Source organism: Paenibacillus sp. 2TAB26 (assembly GCF_052115145.1).
In the GTDB taxonomy this organism is placed as follows: Bacteria; Bacillota; Bacilli; order Paenibacillales; family Paenibacillaceae; genus Pristimantibacillus.
Genome location: NZ_JBFRGC010000004.1, coordinates 217,083 through 233,419, shown reverse-complemented (window position 1 = coordinate 233,419; position 16,337 = coordinate 217,083). Strand labels below are relative to the sequence as shown.

The window sequence follows — 16,337 nt, the reverse complement described above, 5'->3', positions numbered from 1 at the left end:
TCCTCATATTCTGAGGAAAAAGCCGTTTTTTTAATTTTATTAAGCGTTTGCCCCGCGAAGCATGCTCTTCATGTAGCTGCTGCATGCGGTTATGAAGTACAACGTCTGCATCACGATATAAATGCCGATAACGACGAAGGAGTAAATCCAGTTAGATGATTCCATAATGTTGTCGAGTGCTTTCATCGCGAACAAGGCGTGACAAATGCCAACAATGACGGGAACAAAGAAGACGATGCCGACCTGCGTTACAACAATTTTGCGAATCTCGCCCTTCGTCATGCCGATGCGGACTAAAGCTTTAAACTGGGCTTGGTCTTCTTGCAGCTCGGTGAATAGCTTGAAATAAATCATGCTTCCCGATGCAATGAAGAATAGCAAACTAATGAACATACCGATGAATAAAGTCAAAGAAACCGTTTGATTCATTTCTTGCAGCGTTTTTACACGGCTAAAATCGGTTTGGGATTGAAATTGTTCTGGCACAAGCTTACTAAGTTTCTCAACCGTAGCTGCTGTTTTCTCCCAATTGCTTAATTCATAGCCATACATCACATAAAGCTCATCTTCTGGCACACTCGATAGCAGCTTCATGTAAGAAAAATCGTCCATAACGAAAGTAAAATAGTTGCTTTCGAGATAATTCATAACATGAGCTTCTACCGAGCCGCTAATGTCGAATGCCGCTTCCTTGCCATTAATGCTGCCTTTTACAGTACCTGCTTGTTCTCTTTCTTTTGATAAAAAGGACTTTATAAGCGTTAGCTTGCCATTCTCAGGCTGAATGCTCGGCTGACCCGTCAATGCTGCAAGCTTGTTATAGTCTGTAGCTGAAATTACCAAAGCATCATAATCAAAATCACGGGCCTTTTCATCTCCCCATTTAACCGAAAAGCGATTCAACAGTACGCCAGCTGCCTTTGCTTCACGCACAATTTTGTAGCCGTCCTCTTTGACTACTTGTCTAAGCTTAGCTGGGTCAATAACCTCATGTGTATTCAAGCCTTTTTCACTATAGGCTAGTGAGAAAGGAGAGTATTCTATCATATTTTTTTTGGCACCGATGTTCATCACATATACCGTCCCAAGGGCAGTCATAACGATCGCGCTAAGAATAGATACAATAAATAAAATACGCGCATTATCCTTTATCTTATAGCCGAGCTGTGCAAACACGATCATATTGGTCCGTTTATAATATATCGATGATCTTTTTTGAATATAGCGGAGCAGCAAAATGCTCAGCTGAGTAAAGAGAAAGTACGTCCCGATAACGACAGTAATTAGTATTGGCAAGGCTAGAAGCATGAAATTTCCGTCGTTCATAACCAGAGCCATGCCATAGGCAGCCGATAAGCAAACGACAGACACAGCAACCAGCCAAGGCGAGAATACGAGCTGTCCTTTTGGCTTGCGAGCCGCTTTCAGCAAATCAATAATTTCAGTTCGTCCAATGCGAAGTGCTGTCCAAATGGAGATCAGCATGAACAGAACAAAAAAACCGCCTGCCGTTAAGCCAATGGCTTTGAGTGGAGCCGCAAAAGATATCGCTTCCTGCAAATTAAGAAGCACCGTTAGAGCCATAAAAAACAGCTTGCTGAACAGCATGCCAAGACCGATGCCTACAGCGATGGCCAGCGCAGCGATGGCTGCATTTTCATAAATAACAAGCTTTCGAAGCTGAACTTTTGTCATACCGAATAAGGAGAACAAACCAAATTCCTGCTGCCTCGTTTTGAGAAATGCTGAATTAGAATAGAGCACAAACAAAAACGAGAATATGACGATAATATATTCACAAAACACCATGCCTGTACGAATTTTTGATGCTGCCATAATGTGGCCGCTCGTTACTTCTGGATGGTATAGAAACGCTGCATAAATATAAAAGATCATAACGGAAAAGACGCTGCTCAGGAAAAATGCGCTGTACGACCGCCAGTTGCCCCGAATGTTACTAAGCGCGAGCGAACGGAACGTCATCGAAATTACCTCCCAGCACGCTGAGCGCATCTAGTATTTGTTGGAAAAACGCTTGCCTGTTCGAGCCGCGGCGAATTTCCGAGAAAAACTTGCCGTCCTTGATGAATACGATGCGCTGGCAGTAGCTCGCAGAGAATGGATCATGCGTTACCATCAATACGGTCGCCTTAAAACGCTCATTCATGTCCTTCAGGGAATCCATAACATCCTTCGCTGATTTGGAATCGAGATTGCCCGTCAACTCATCTGCAAGCACGAGCGAAGGCTGATGAATAATAGCACGGGCGATTGCTGCGCGCTGCTTCTGGCCGCCAGACACCTCATACGTCCGCTTATTCAAGATTTGTTTGATTTGCAGCAATTCAGCGAGCGAATCCAGCTTTTGTTCAATTTGCTTCGGTGCCATGCCCTCCATTACGAGCGGCAAAATGATGTTTTCCTTGATTGATAATGTATCTAGCAAGTTAAAATCCTGAAAGACGAAACCGAGCTCGCGGCGGCGAAATAAGGCAAGCTTCTTGTCCGTTAGCTTGCTCGGATTTATGCCGTTGATTTCAATTTGACCAGAGGTTGGTCGATCGATCGTGGACAATAAATTCAGCAGAGTTGTTTTTCCGCTGCCAGAGGGCCCCATTACCCCTACGAATTCTCCCGCTTCCACTTGAAGCTCTATATCCTCAAGCGCTTTGTAAGCGACATTGCCTTTACTGCTGTATATTTTGCCAAGCCCTTCTGCTTTTAGTACGCTCATTGCTTTGTTCCTCCCCAGATCTATCTGTAATGTGCTTCATTACCGTTAGTATAGACGAGGGGAAGAGGTTAAACCCATCGATTTCCCTTTCATTCACACCCTGCCAACCTTACAAATTTGTCACCTAACCTGAGCTTCCGTTACCTCGGCTGCCCATAATATGAATGCCGCGCGGTTTGAATGCGACACTGACCGTCGTACTTTCTCCGAGTACCGAGGAAACGGTCATCTCATGACCTAACCGATTGCATACCTGCTTAGCCAAATAAAGCCCCATTCCAGTTGACTCGCCCGCCGTTCGTCCATTCTCACCTGTGAAGAAAGGATCAAAGATGCGAGGAAGATCATGCGGCGCAATACCAATGCCTTCATCGATCACCTGCAGCCTGCCTCCTCCGTCATTGAACGCTTCCAATTGAAAGAGCAGTTTTTTGCCGCCTTCTTTGCTTTTACTATATTTGATTGCGTTGCTAATGAACTGATTAAGCACAAAGGTCATCCATTTCTCATCGGTTTCCACGGATGCTTCCCCCTCGACACGAGGGAAAATGGAGTAACGGATGCAAAGCTTCTTATGGGCGTTGATGACCGAGCGCACAAGTTCATGAAGCGCTACCTGCTTGACATGCAGGTCGATTTCAAACTTATCTAGACGAGCTGTATACAGCATCATCTCAAGCCCCCGCGTCATTCGATCAGTTTCCTCCTGCATACTTAGCGCCAGCTGCTGCTGTTCCTGCTGCGAGGACGAGTTCTGCTGCAAAACCTCCTGAGCGAGCAAATCGATGACAGATACCGGCGTCTTCATATGATGCACCCATTGCAGCACAAAATGATTATGTATTTCCTGCTGCCTTCGATATTTGCCAAGCTCGTTCAAATAAGCCCTGCTCTGCTCCTCCAGCATTTTAGCGACAAGCTTCTGCTCCTGTGTCACTGTAGCTTGTACGATTGTTGAAGCTTGCAGTTCTTCAGACCGTGCAATCGCCTCCAACATTTGCTTAAAGTACGTGCGCTGCCGCAAATAATCGACGACCAGCCAAGTCCCAAGCAAAAATAAAGCAATGACGATAAAATAATAAATCGTACCCAGCTCGACTAACCCTGGGTAGCGCTCACGCTCAAGGAGAAGTAGGCTGACTGCGAGTAAAATAATTAAACAAACCATAAAAATAAATAACAGACGATCACGTAAAAATAACGCCAGCGATAAGCCTCTCATCGTGACGTTTCTCCTACTGCATTTTCTATAACGAGCTTATAGCCCTGTCCCCGCACCGTTTCGATCGCTTTAGGAAGCCCAAGCTCCTCCAGCTTTTTCCTAAGTCTGGTCACATTGACCGTAAGCGTATTATCATCGACGAATTGCACATCATCCCAAAGCGCCTCAAGCAGCTGCTCGCGCGAAACAACCATGCCATGCCGCTTCATCAAGCATTCAGCCAGCAGCTGCTCGTTTTTTGTCAGCTCAATGCGGCAGTCTCTCCATTCAAGCTCATTACGGTTCAAGTAAAGACAGAGGTCGCCAGCTGACAGCTCCCCTGCTTGCGAGGCAACGCCCGTTTCTGTTGCTGCAGACCCGGATGCCGCATATTCCCCGTAAGCTCGCCTTAGCACACTCTTCACCTTTGCCATTAATAAATCCAAATGAATAGGCTTTGTAATATAGTCATCGCCGCCGTTCTCTATAGCCATAACTTGATCCATCTCGCCAGCACGGGCAGAAATAAAAATAATAGGGAGGCTTGAACGTGTTCGAATTTGTCTGCACCAATAATAACCATCATAGTAAGGCAAATTAATATCGAGCAAAATGACATGCGGATCAAAAGCCTCCAGCTCCGGCATAATTTCTCGAAACTGTGTAACAATGGCTGCCTCAAATCCGTATTTATCCATATTTTTTTTGAGAATTGAAGCAATCTTATCGTCGTCCTCTATGATGAAAACTCGATACATGAAATTCCTCCTATAGGTTTACACCTTTTCCTTCCGAATTCTTATCTTTAGGAACAATAAGCTTCACCTTTGCTCCTTTGCCAGGCTCCGAAACAATATCCAAATAACCGCCGATGCTGCGAGCTCTCTCCTCCATGCTGAACAAGCCTACACCGTGGCCGATGCGATCAGGACTGAAACCGAGCCCTTGATCTGTTACGCTGACGACAACCTCTTCCTCCAGCTCCTCAACCACCACTTCAGCCTCGCCTACATCGGCATACTTCGCGATATTCGTTAATGCTTCTTGAATGACACGATAAATAGCTGTTTCCTTCATAATGCCCAGCCTGCTCTTTAAATTGCATGTGAGCGTCAATCGAATGCCAAAATGCTGTGAATAATTGTCCACATAAGTTCTTATTGCCGGAACGACACCTAAATCATCGAGAACCGATGGCCTCAGCTCCCAAGCCAAACCACGAATATCCTCCATCACGCCAGATACATCGCTGCGAAGCGCGCCCAGCTCAGGAATGTCATCGTGATCGCCGATGATGCGGTCAAGCCGAATAAGCAGCGAAAAGAGACTTTGACCAATCCCGTCATGCAGCTCTCTCGAAATTCGTTTTCGCTCTTCCTCTTGGATTTCAATCACCTTAACCATCATTTCCTTCAGCTCTTGCTCAGCCCGCTTCCGCTGCGTCACTTCACTGCGAATAGCTAAATATTGATAAGGGTTGCCCGCTTCATCAACGAAGGGAACAATCGTCGTGTTGACCCAGTAGTAGCTGCCGTCCTTGGCACGATTTTTAATTTCGCCTCGCCATACTTCGCCGCTTGAAATAACCTCCCACAGCTTGCGGAAGAAATCGCGCCCATGAAATCCAGAGTTAATAATCCGATGATCCTTGCCTATTAACTCTTCACGGCTGTACTTAGAAATTTCACAAAACTTATCGTTTACATATTCAATGCGGCCTTTATGATCCGTTACCGCAACGATTGACGATTCATCCAGCGCAAACTTCACATCTGCAAGCTGCTTAAGCGATTGATTAACTTGCGTAAGCATCGACTTATCGTCAATCTCATCCTCCAGAACGGATAGAAGATAATCGACGTCTGACCCAATCATTCGCCGAAAGTTGTTTCCGCCATGCTTAATCAAAATGCAGCAGCCCCTTCTCTAGCGCAAACTTAATGAGCTCCGGCCTTGTTCTAAGACCGAGCTTATCCATCACATGGCTTTTGTGAGTCTCGACTGTCTTTACGCTAATAATTAAACTTTCCGCGATTTCCTTATTTGAATACCCTTTGGCGATCCAGCCCAAAATCTCCTTTTCACGCTCAGATAACGTGTTGTAAGGGCTGTTGTCCTCCCCGCCTTGCTTCAGCTTGACGAGATATTCGCTCATCAACCGCTTGGTAGCCGTAGGATAAAGATATGCATTTCCTTGCGCAACCGACTGGATCGCTGATATGAGCTCATCATGAGGCGCATTTTTCAAAATATAGCCTGAAGCTCCGATATGAATCGCACGGAACAAATATTCGTCATCGTCATGCATCGTCAAAATAAGAACCGCCGTCTCAGGCAGCAGCTTCTTCAGCTCCGTCGTTGCTGTCATCCCGTCTTTGCCATGCGGCATACTAAGATCCATCAATACAACATCCGGCACTAATTGCTGTGCCATCTGAATGGCTTCGTCCCCTTCCGAGGCTTCCCCTACTACCTCGATATCATGCTTGCCGTGCAGCAGCATTGCTAGACCCGATCTGACCATGGCATGATCATCACAAATAAGCAGCTTAATCATCTTGTTCTCCCCTCACTGGAATGATACCTCTGTCGATATGAGTCTATCATTTTTATTATCTATACTAGTATAGCTTACATTAGGCAGTGAATTGTATTTACAGTCAAAAAAAGCCATCATCAAACGAGCATTGATGAGAGCTCTACTGTAATATGTGAAGCCTTCTCCAGCTCTTCGGCGACATAGGTCTTCTCCGAGCGTCTACCGATAAGCAGAACGCCGCAGATGCCTTTAGGCGTTTGAATGGGTACGCTTGCAGCAATGCGCAGCTGCTCTGTCAGCAGAATCGGCTCTCCTAACTTGAACCGCACCGTATCAGTCATTGCCGAGCTTGTGCTTGCGGTTCTGCCGGAGCGTATCGCAGTACCGGACAAACCCGCAGACGACTTCTGCTCAACAAGCGGTGTGCGCTCACTTATGCTGCCTGACGCCTTGGACCAGCGCAGCTTACGTTTGCCCGTATCGATCAAGCCGAGTATAGCGAAATCGCTGCCTGTCTCCCTCTTCAATCGCTCGATGTATGCAGCGATTTCCGCTTCTATCGTCTTCATCCTCATTCCTCCTTCAGGAAATACAAGCATTCTCTAACCTTATTATAAAGCTAAGCAAATGCTTTGTATGTCAGGGAATTCCCTGAATTAATGCCATCCAAACCACCATTGCCTTAGTATGCACCGAGATTTCGGCATAGAAAAAAGGAGCCCTTTTACAGGCTCCTTCTTCGACGGTGTTTGATCGTACGAGTCTTCACATCTAACACTTCACATTGTTAAGATTACTTGGGCACCGCTTGTACACATTCCGTTTTAATGGATTGCGCTTAGCGTGTGTGTTCAGAGATGCTCTGCGACACAACCCCTCGCTTTCATAAAAGCTTAGTGATTAAATAAGTTCCTCCTGTAGCCCTAGCACCAAAAGGTCCAACGGAACCACACCTCTCTTCACACCGTCAAATCTAATATGCACATCATTTTGCTTCCTTATACCTGTTTTGAAAATTTTTTTGATGCCTGCATTCATCCCATAATGATTAGAAGTTCTCCTGCGTTTGAACAACAATAAGGCTGGATGACTCTTTCTCTGCATCGTGTTGAGCGCTCTTCTGCTCCGCTTCATTTTTGTTCAGCAAATAGAACATTTCGCCTGCAAAAAATACGATCGTAAAACCAATGACTAACATTAGCTTAATCGTCGTCGCTTTATTTCTTTTCATCATGTCATTTTTTTCGGTTTTCATAGTTGTCCATGTTCTCTTGTCCTTTATTGCCGTACTCGCCATGTGGCCGCAAGCACATTGGATCGGTGAATGAAACGCATAGCCTTCTGAGGAAATCGTATAGTTGTCTGTTTGAACTGTATGCTTTCTATTGCATGATGTACAACCTACCTCAATAAACTGTCTATAATCACGAATAAATTTCATGCGCTGTTATCCCCCAAGATGATCGATTTATAGACTTAAAGCCAAACCGACAACAAAAAAAACTTCCGGAATGCATATGAATTTCATACGCATTTCGGAAGATAACATTCACCGCTCGTTATTAGCACTCGCCTGCTGCAGCTGGTTTTCCTGCATCCTTCGCTGTGCGGAACGATGAACCGCAGCCGCAAGTTGCACTTGCATTCGGGTTCTCGATCGTAAAACCGCCGCCCATTGCCGATTCCTTAAAATCGATAACAAGACCGGTTAAGTATTTGACGCTTTCTCCATCTACAACCACTTTAAGGCCTTCCATATCTAAAGCCTTATCGCCTTCATGCTCTTCATCGTCAAAGCCCATGCCGTAAGAGAAACCACTGCAGCCGCCTTCTTTTACGCCAATGCGCAAAAACATTTCAGGGCCGCCCTCTTCAGCAAGCATTTCTTTTATTTTGTCAGATGCTGTATCACTGATTGTGATCATGCTACATCCCTCCGTTTATCCATCATTCGTTTTAATTGCTGATTACTTTTCACTTACTTATTTGTAGTATACTCCAGTTTGTTCAGTTGCTCAATAGAAGCATGCCCACAAATGAAATTTACAATTTGTGTAAATGCCAATACTTTTCTTATTGCCCCTGCTACGTATGAGGTTTATAATAGTTACAGCTTCTTTAATCGGAAAAGAAAGTTATTTTTTTCACAAACTACTTAAATCAGGAGGCTTAGCCATGAACGTTATAATACCGACAGAGGATACAAAGATGCAGCACATTATTGAAAAAGTGCGTCATGGGCAGCGTTTAACGCTTGAAGATGGTGTTTTCTTATATCAATCAGACGATCTGCTTACAATTGGACAGCTCGCAAATGAAGTTGCCCTGCGCAAAAATGGCAAGAAGGTTTATTTTATTGAGAACATGAGTCTTTACTTTACGAACGTATGTGAAGCTCATTGTGCATTTTGCAACTTCCGCAAGGATGAAGGCGAGGAAGGCTCCTACACGCTTAGCGGCGAGCAAATGATTGAATATGTAGAACAGCATTTCCACCCTGGCGTTCGGGAATTTCATATCGTAGGCGGTCATAATCCGAATGTTCCTTTCCAATATTATGTAGATTCTTTGAAAGCATTAAATGAGCGTTATCCCGACGTAACTCTTAAGGCTTATACTGCAGCGGAGATCGACTTTTTCTCCCGAATCAGCGGCTTGACTTACCGCGAGGTGCTTGAGGAGCTCATGAAAGCCGGCCTGAAGTCGCTAACAGGCGGAGGCGCAGAAATATTATCAGATCATTACCGCAAAAAAATGCGTGTAGACAAAGCCGATGTTACCCAATATTTGCAGGTTCACCGGACTGCCCATGAACTAGGCCTGCGCACGCACACAACCATGCTATATGGTTCAATTGAAACGAAAGAAGACCGCATTCGCCACATGATGCATATTCGTGATCTTCAAGACGAAACAAACGGCTTCCAAGTATTTATTCCGCTTTCCATGCAGCCGATTAATCCAAGAGCCGGCATTCGCAGACGTAATTCAGCTTTCGAGGATCTTAAGACGATTGCAATCAGCCGGTTGATGCTCGACAACTTCCAGCATATTAAAGCTTACTTTATTAACATTGGTGTACAGCTTACACAAGTCGCATTAACGATGGGAGCATCGGATGCGCATGGCACGATTGTGAAGGAAAAAATCAGCCATGCTGCAGGTGCCCTAACTCCTGAAGGCATAACGCGCGAAGATCTCATTTGGCTCATTAAAGGCGCAGGACGAATTCCGGTAGAACGTGATACTTTTTACAATGAAATTAAAGTTTACGAGTGAGTAATCTACAACACGAACGCACAAAATAGACCATCATCTAGAAACGTGGAGTTGGAAATCATATGAGAAAACTTATTATTTTGGGCGGAGGTTATGGCGGTCTTGCCATAGCTAACGAGCTCTTAGAAAAACAGTTGCCGATCGATGTTTCCATCGTACTGATTGACCGAATGCCTTTTCAAGGCTTAAAAACGGAATATTACGCGCTTGCTGCAGGAACTGTTTCAGACCTGGAGCTTCGCGTAAAGTTTCCGGTTGATCCAAGAATTTCACTCGCTTACGGCGAGGTCACCGATGTGGATATGGAGCTGAAGCTTGTTCATATCGAAGGTCAAGAATCAATGGAATATGAATGGCTTGTGATCGGCCTTGGATGTACGGATAAATATCATGGGATTGAAGGCGCTGAGCAGTATTCTACGAGCATTCAGACCTTCTCAGCCGCTAGACAAACCTACGCTCAGCTCAATGACGTTAAACCTTATGGCCAAGTGTCCATTGTAGGCGGCGGACTAAGCGGTGTTGAGGTTGCAGCGGAACTGCGCGAGAGTCGTCCGGATCTTAACATTCGCATTTTGGATCGCGGACCTAAAGTGCTCTCGGCTTTCCCAAGCAAGCTGCAATCCTTTGTAGCGGAATGGTTCGGAGAGCATCATGTTGAAATGCGCGGCCATGTCGGACTTACAAAAGTCGAAGGCGGCATTTTGCATGATGGTAATTCTTCAACGCCTATTTATACAGACGTAACGGTATGGACAGCAGGCATCCAGCCTGTACCGCTTGTGCAGCGAATGGAATTGCCGAAGGATAATCAAGGCAGACTTATCATTAATGAGTATCATCAATTGCCGGATCATACCGATGTATTTATCGTTGGTGACTGCGCAGCACTGCCGCTGTCGCCAAGCGGTCAAGCCGCAGGTGCCCAAGGCAAGCAAATTGCCGAGGTCCTGCAGGCTATCTGGCATGATAAGACACCTCGTCTTGGCAAAATCAAGCTAAAAGGCGTTCTTGGTTCACTTGGCAAAAAAAGCGGCTTCGGCTTGATGGGCGGAACCGCGATTATGGGCCGTGTGCCACGCCTTGTTAAGAGTGGAGTGCTTTGGAGATCTAAACGTCACCTTGGCTAGTACATGGTATTACAAATCATCGAGCAGCTTATCCAGCGCATCTTGATCTGCCTTTTGCTGCTCAATGGCTTTCAAAATATTGTCGTACAGCTCGTCTACCGAGTCTGCGGATACGATTGCACCCTCAACTAACGCAAATGGGTTTAAATAACATTCGCCGCAGTTGCCTAAGCAGCCATATTCGGTTACTTCGTATTCATCATTTTGCTCAAATAATTGCATTATACGATCAGTGCCATGGTGCATATTACTGGCACAAAACTCAATCATTGTTTTAAACATGAGGCCTCACCTAACTTTACTAAGTTACTATCCATTTTCAATTGCTTCACTTTGTACTATAATAGGGGAGAAAGGAGATGATTGCAATGAGTGAACAAGTACAAGACACGATGTACGATGAAGTATTGGACGTACTCGATAAGCTTCGTCCGTTTTTGCAGCGCGACGGCGGCGATGTTGAACTAGTCGATGTTGAAGGCGGCATCATCAAGCTTCGCCTAATGGGTGCATGCGGAAGCTGCCCAAGCTCGACGATCACGCTTAAAGCGGGTATCGAACGCGCACTTCTCGAAGAAGTTGAAGGTGTAATCGAAGTCGTTCAAGTATTCTAAAAATATAAGAACGAATCATGATTGCTCTAGGCATGACAAATGATGAAGAGTCTTATCGACAGCATAGGAGCTAGCTCCGAAGCTTAACGATAAGACTCTTTTTTTTAAAATCCTATAAGATCAGAACATCCCTTTAATATTGGCGACGATTGGATCAAAGCCTCCCGTGACATCAATTACATTGCCTGTTAAGAAATTCGATTGCCGGTCACATAGAAACAGCACCACGCGCGCTACATCCTCGCCCGTGCCTGGACGACCGATCGGCGATTCTTTATCGTAGTCTTCCTCAACCTCAGCAATAGATCGTTCCTTGTTGACGCCCCGAATATCTCCAGGCCCAATTAAATTAACGGTAATGCCATGCGGTGCTTCTTCGACTGCTAACGACTTCGTAAACGAGACAAGTCCTGTCTTCGCTGCGGCATATACCGCTCGATGCGGCCAAGCCCGCGCTTCTCCTGCATGTCCGAAGCCAAAGTGAACGATACGTCCCCATTTGCGCTCACGCATGCCAGGCAGCAGGCGATGATCCAGCAGCATAACGCCTAACAAATTGCCATGGAGCAGTCTAATAATAGTCTCTTCATCATATTCGCTGAATAGACGCCGCTTGCGGACAAATGGGCCTGCGTTGTTGACCAGTATATCTACGCCGCCAAACGAGCGCTCAGCCTCGTCAGCAAGCCGCTCAACGCCCTCAGTCGTAGCAATATCAGCTTGCACGGTAATTGCCTTTACACCAAGCTGCTCGATCTGTGCCTTTACCTGCTGTGCTTCAAGCTCGCTCTCGTAGTAGTTAATGACAACATTGCAGCCTTGCTCAGCAAGCTGGAGCGCCGTTCGTTTGCCGAGTCCCTTAGCGCTGCCTGTTACTAATGCTGTTTTCCCTTTGAGTCCCACGAGTTTTCCCCCCTCGGGATTATGGTTGCTTGTTTCGCATCAATCCGCATGCGTATTGATACGTGAGCAGCAGCGATTCCATCGCTAAATATAGACCCTGCGTCAAATCAGCGGATTGCTCTGCTACATTTTCCAGCTTGATCTCTTCACCGTACATACGGCTGCTTTGAATAAGATCATCCTGCATCTCCGAGTTCATAAAATGAATCTCGGTATTTCTGCGCTTGCGCATTCTTGTTGTGGATTCCTTGTATTTCTCCTTCACATCATTCAGCTTCCAAGTAAGCCCTGGATGAGCTTTCTTTTCGCGCATGTTGCGCAAAACGGTGAAATAAGAAAAATGCGGCTTGATCCGCTCCGTTCTCATATCGAGCAGCTCATTAAGGAACGTACCAAGCTTATCCAGCAAAGAAAATACACGGATAAAAGCGTTTTTATCAAAGTAGATATAACGATTATAATGGATACGTTCCTCATCTGTCATTTGTTTGAGAGATGAGGAAGTAATTTTATGTTGAAAATGAAGGGCGACATAATGGCTTTGCTCTAGCTCGTCCAATGAAGAACGAAGTCCAAGCGTCCAAATCTCATATTTGCGCAGCTTTTGAACGTCAGCTCCGTTCTCAGCCATTTTTTTGGACAAAATGGAGATGAACTGATCCATGAAACGATACGTTTCTGCAAGGGTTCCTTCCGCTTTTCTTAAGGGTTCATCAAACAGGAAACGCAGCATCATCGAACAGTCCCTTCTACATTTACATGCTTACAGCTGACTTTGATCATTTCAAATGCTTTTACTATCCTTTGCGCCCTTCTCTGAGGCGCCATGAACGAATTAATATGTCCATTAATAATCCAAACAATCCGGTTACAATCAGATTGTGCAATAAATTGGTGAACAGAAACCACTCTGAGTTTGTAATCGTAACTGTCAAAAGTGCGCCGCTGAAAATTTGAGTAATGACAAGTCCGAGCGTCCACGCAGCAGGCTTCGTTAATCCCGCTCCGCCATGGCTGACCTTACGAATATGGAGATACAATCCTGCAAGGCTGATACCTAGCAGCAAAGCAGCCACACGGTGGATAAATACCGCTCCTGTTGCTCCGCTAATCTCTGGAATTACTTCACCGTTACAAAGCGGCCAGCCTAGACATCCGCCGCCAGACTCCGTATGCCGAATGAATGCTCCCAAATACACAACAACGTAACAAAAGATAGCGGTAAGCAGGACGCGAGGGAAAATTGAGCGCGGTACTTTAAACTCTACTGGCGGTCCGTCTTTCGCTCTAAACGTCCAAATGACTAACAGCAGTGTTGCTGCAAAAGCGATTAATGAAATACCAAAATGTATGGCCATAATAGGTGGCGATTGAGGCCACATGACGGCGGCCGCCCCCATTAACGCTTGGATGATTGTGAATAACAATGCACCGCCAGCATAAAAAAGTGGCTCTTTGTAGCTTTTTCGGTTTTGCCTAAATTTACGGAACATTGCAACGGCAGTAGCGAGAACAAGAAGACCTTCAAAACCTGTCACAAGCCGATGTGAATATTCAATCATGGATTCAATTGTATAAGCAGGAATAAATTTGCCATGACACAAAGGCCAGTCATCACCGCAGCCTCGTCCAGAATCCGTATTCGTCACTAATGCTCCGCCGAGCAGTACAAGAAGCATTCCGATGCACGCAGCGAGAGCTAACGCGCGAAAACGCCCGGTTACCATAATAAAATCACCTTATTTCATGTTTTAATAACAGTTCAATTATAGCCATAAAAAAAGGCAAAAGCCATGTTGAAAATGTGACACTTCAAGTAGAAGCACTGAAAAAAAGGAAAGCCCGCGCTGAGAGAATGAATTCTCTAAGGCGCGGACTAACGATTACTTATGAGCCAGCGCATCGCTGACTTGGATGGCACGATCGACGAATTCCTCGATTTCCTCGCGTGATTTGCGCAGCTTGCTAACGAATCTAACTAGCTCCTTGCTTTCACGGAAAGCGATAAAGCTAGGTATGCCCAGTATGTTCAGCTCGGAGCAAAGATCAGGTAGATCGTCGCGATCCAGCTCGATGAAAGTAACCTTGCCCTCATAATGACGTTCTAAATCCGGCATAAACGGATCGATAAAATGGCAATCCTTGCACCAAGTCGTCTTAAATACTGCAATCGTGAGCCCTTCGCTTGCCACTGCTTCGCGGAAAGACTCATCTGTCGTTAACTTTTTCATCTCACACCTCTGCACATCGTTGTATTTAACATGATCTTATGTTGCTTAGACTTCCCGATCCAGCGTAAATATTCTCATGTCTTCGCCCATGTCGACCCAGCCAATCTTTGCTTTTAATGCTGCAGCCAAATTACGCGCTGGAACATATGTCGTACCATTAATAACGGTTACCGGGAACGCCCATTTTACATTTTTACCGTTAACGACGGCTGTATCGCTGCCATTTTTTAGAACAATGGTCGTATTTGTAGCTCCGTCATTAACTTTTAAGCTTTTTGTTTTTGCGTCATACGTCAGGGTAGCACCCAACTGCTCAACCGTATCGCGGAGAGGAATAATTGTAATATTGTCGGCAGTCAAAATGACAGGATTATAATAATCAGAAGGATACCATGTGATGTTCTGCTTGCCGATATGCAATTTATTTTTCAATAAATCATAAGCAAATGATTTTTCATCAAATTGCTTCAATACTTGATAACCTTGCATGCCAAAAAGCTTATCTACAGAAATATCCGTCTTGGATGCTACAGGCGCATCTGCCTTTACATCGCCGTTTACATTCCAAGTTTCGCTTTCAACCTTGATTGTCAGCCCTTTAACCGGCAAAATACCGTATTCTAGGTCCACTGTTGGAACATAAGAAAGCTCATAGGCTTGCTTCCGCATATCTAGCTTATTATCGAAATAAACATCTGCTTTGATGGTTAGGTCCTTGCTGAAAATTTCATCTAATGTTTCATCCGGCTCTTCCTCAAGCAGCTTCAGCTCGCCCTGCAGCTCCGTTAAGAGAAGAGCGATAGCGTCCGTTGCTTCCTTGATCGCTTCCTTAGGATCCTGAGTATCTAATTCGCTGCCTTCAAATGGGTTAATCGTACCTGCAGCTGCCCATACATTTGGATTGCTCTGAAGAATCTCAAACACGCCTGTTATCATCTTGTCTAAACCAGCACGATCAGCAACAAGGGCATCAACATATTTTTTCACCCATGCCCAAATTTCAGGACCATCGAGGTCAACATGCACTTTCATCAATGAAGTCGGTGAACCATTAATGGATTCATTTACTGGCTTCACTTCAATTCGTTCTGGATTTGGCAGGTTATGTATAACATACGAGCCAATGGTATCCAGCATCTGGTGGCCAAGCGCAGTTAGCGCCGCTTCATCAACTGCCGGTGCTTCAGCAGATGCTGCTCCCGCTGGCAAGCCCGTCAAATCTGATACCCCTGTCAAACCAAGCAAACCCTCGCTCGTCAGATCAAGCACAAAAGGATGCTTTGCTCCCTCAAGCTCCATCACAGCAAGTTTGTCAGACATTTTCAATGAAAATTTAATGCTTGCCGTTTCTCCAAAAACGAGACTTCCATCCATGGAGATATTTGAGCTGTCCTGCGCTTTAACATGATCCAGTTGAAGCTTCATATTGGAAACCAGCTTCATAATGGCAAGTTCCTCTTCAGGAGCACCTTCATAGGCTTCCTCATCTAGCAAGAGCTTAAATTCTAGCGACTGCTTGCTTTCACTTGAAGTAACTTTAAGCGAGTTTTTGAGCGCCGTATTAAAATCAAGATTGGAAACCGCTTGACAACCGGCAACGAAAATAAGTGTTAAAGCTAATAAAAGAATTAATAACTTGCTTGGTCTTGCAAAAAATGATTTCATCCACTCGTCTCCTTTGTTATCGAACATCAATAAGCAGGTTA

At 45.2% G+C, this 16,337-nt stretch carries 18 protein-coding genes; 3 read left to right on the top strand and 15 right to left on the bottom strand.

Annotated elements, in window-relative coordinates; all coding sequences use genetic code 11:
* Positions 1–39: 39 nt before the first annotated feature.
* The 9 genes from AB4Z50_RS05570 to erpA form a co-directional block, all read right to left on the bottom strand.
* Entirely contained in the window at positions 40–1,983 is a 1,944-nt protein-coding gene (locus AB4Z50_RS05570) for an FtsX-like permease family protein (protein WP_441876675.1), read from the bottom strand.
* Positions 1,958–2,734 carry an ABC transporter ATP-binding protein gene (locus tag AB4Z50_RS05565; RefSeq protein WP_441876671.1) on the bottom strand — a complete coding sequence of 259 codons (777 nt, stop codon included), beginning with the start codon at positions 2,732–2,734 and terminating at the stop codon, positions 1,958–1,960. The genes AB4Z50_RS05570 and AB4Z50_RS05565 overlap by 26 nt, the downstream gene beginning before the upstream one ends.
* Positions 2,735–2,858: 124 nt before the next feature.
* Positions 2,859–3,956 carry a sensor histidine kinase gene (locus tag AB4Z50_RS05560; protein ID WP_441876668.1) on the bottom strand — a complete coding sequence of 366 codons (1,098 nt, stop codon included), beginning with the start codon at positions 3,954–3,956 and terminating at the stop codon, positions 2,859–2,861.
* Positions 3,953–4,693, bottom strand: a complete 741-nt coding sequence (locus tag AB4Z50_RS05555; protein WP_441876665.1) for a response regulator transcription factor — start codon at positions 4,691–4,693, stop codon at positions 3,953–3,955. Before AB4Z50_RS05555 ends, AB4Z50_RS05560 begins: the two co-directional genes overlap by 4 nt.
* 10 nt (positions 4,694–4,703) lie before the next feature.
* Positions 4,704–5,810 carry a PAS domain-containing sensor histidine kinase gene (locus tag AB4Z50_RS05550; RefSeq protein WP_441876885.1) on the bottom strand — a complete coding sequence of 369 codons (1,107 nt, stop codon included), beginning with the start codon at positions 5,808–5,810 and terminating at the stop codon, positions 4,704–4,706.
* Between the two features lie 25 nt (positions 5,811–5,835).
* Entirely contained in the window at positions 5,836–6,492 is a 657-nt protein-coding gene (locus AB4Z50_RS05545) for a response regulator transcription factor (protein WP_076267531.1), read from the bottom strand.
* Positions 6,493–6,611: 119 nt separating this feature from the next.
* The gene (locus AB4Z50_RS05540; protein WP_076267530.1) at positions 6,612–7,043 is read right to left on the bottom strand and encodes a GAF domain-containing protein; all 432 of its coding nucleotides are present in this window, start codon (positions 7,041–7,043) and stop codon (positions 6,612–6,614) included.
* A 479-nt stretch (positions 7,044–7,522) separates the two neighbouring features.
* Complete coding sequence (locus tag AB4Z50_RS05535) at positions 7,523–7,915, bottom strand: hypothetical protein (RefSeq protein WP_441876661.1); 393 nt, start codon at positions 7,913–7,915, stop codon at positions 7,523–7,525.
* 121 nt (positions 7,916–8,036) lie between these two features.
* Complete coding sequence (erpA, locus tag AB4Z50_RS05530) at positions 8,037–8,399, bottom strand: iron-sulfur cluster insertion protein ErpA (RefSeq protein ID WP_339204459.1); 363 nt, start codon at positions 8,397–8,399, stop codon at positions 8,037–8,039.
* Positions 8,400–8,649: 250 nt separating this feature from the next.
* On the opposite strand from erpA, the gene mqnE reads away from it, so the two are divergent.
* Complete coding sequence (gene mqnE / locus AB4Z50_RS05525; RefSeq protein WP_076267527.1) at positions 8,650–9,753, top strand: aminofutalosine synthase MqnE; 1,104 nt, start codon at positions 8,650–8,652, stop codon at positions 9,751–9,753.
* A 62-nt stretch (positions 9,754–9,815) separates the two neighbouring features.
* The gene (locus AB4Z50_RS05520) at positions 9,816–10,883 is read left to right on the top strand and encodes an NAD(P)/FAD-dependent oxidoreductase (protein WP_076267526.1); all 1,068 of its coding nucleotides are present in this window, start codon (positions 9,816–9,818) and stop codon (positions 10,881–10,883) included.
* A 9-nt stretch (positions 10,884–10,892) separates the two neighbouring features.
* Here AB4Z50_RS05520 and AB4Z50_RS05515 read toward each other — a convergent pair whose 3' ends face one another.
* Complete coding sequence (locus AB4Z50_RS05515; RefSeq protein WP_339204462.1) at positions 10,893–11,165, bottom strand: YuzB family protein; 273 nt, start codon at positions 11,163–11,165, stop codon at positions 10,893–10,895.
* Positions 11,166–11,251: 86 nt separating this feature from the next.
* Between AB4Z50_RS05515 and AB4Z50_RS05510 the strand changes: the two genes are divergently transcribed.
* A complete protein-coding gene (locus tag AB4Z50_RS05510) occupies positions 11,252–11,497 on the top strand; it encodes a NifU family protein (protein ID WP_054026871.1) in 246 nt (81 codons plus the stop codon).
* Between the two features lie 120 nt (positions 11,498–11,617).
* Here AB4Z50_RS05510 and AB4Z50_RS05505 read toward each other — a convergent pair whose 3' ends face one another.
* From AB4Z50_RS05505 to AB4Z50_RS05485, 5 genes are all read right to left on the bottom strand, one after another.
* A complete protein-coding gene (locus AB4Z50_RS05505; RefSeq protein ID WP_076267524.1) occupies positions 11,618–12,400 on the bottom strand; it encodes an SDR family oxidoreductase in 783 nt (260 codons plus the stop codon).
* A 19-nt stretch (positions 12,401–12,419) separates the two neighbouring features.
* Complete coding sequence (locus AB4Z50_RS05500; RefSeq protein WP_339204464.1) at positions 12,420–13,136, bottom strand: Cthe_2314 family HEPN domain-containing protein; 717 nt, start codon at positions 13,134–13,136, stop codon at positions 12,420–12,422.
* Positions 13,137–13,197: 61 nt separating this feature from the next.
* Complete coding sequence (locus AB4Z50_RS05495) at positions 13,198–14,127, bottom strand: COX15/CtaA family protein (protein ID WP_441876654.1); 930 nt, start codon at positions 14,125–14,127, stop codon at positions 13,198–13,200.
* A gap of 156 nt (positions 14,128–14,283) precedes the next feature.
* A complete protein-coding gene (locus AB4Z50_RS05490) occupies positions 14,284–14,631 on the bottom strand; it encodes a thioredoxin family protein (RefSeq protein WP_441876651.1) in 348 nt (115 codons plus the stop codon).
* A gap of 45 nt (positions 14,632–14,676) precedes the next feature.
* The gene (locus AB4Z50_RS05485) at positions 14,677–16,296 is read right to left on the bottom strand and encodes a copper amine oxidase N-terminal domain-containing protein (RefSeq protein ID WP_441876648.1); all 1,620 of its coding nucleotides are present in this window, start codon (positions 16,294–16,296) and stop codon (positions 14,677–14,679) included.
* Between the last annotated feature and the right edge of the window lie 41 nt (positions 16,297–16,337).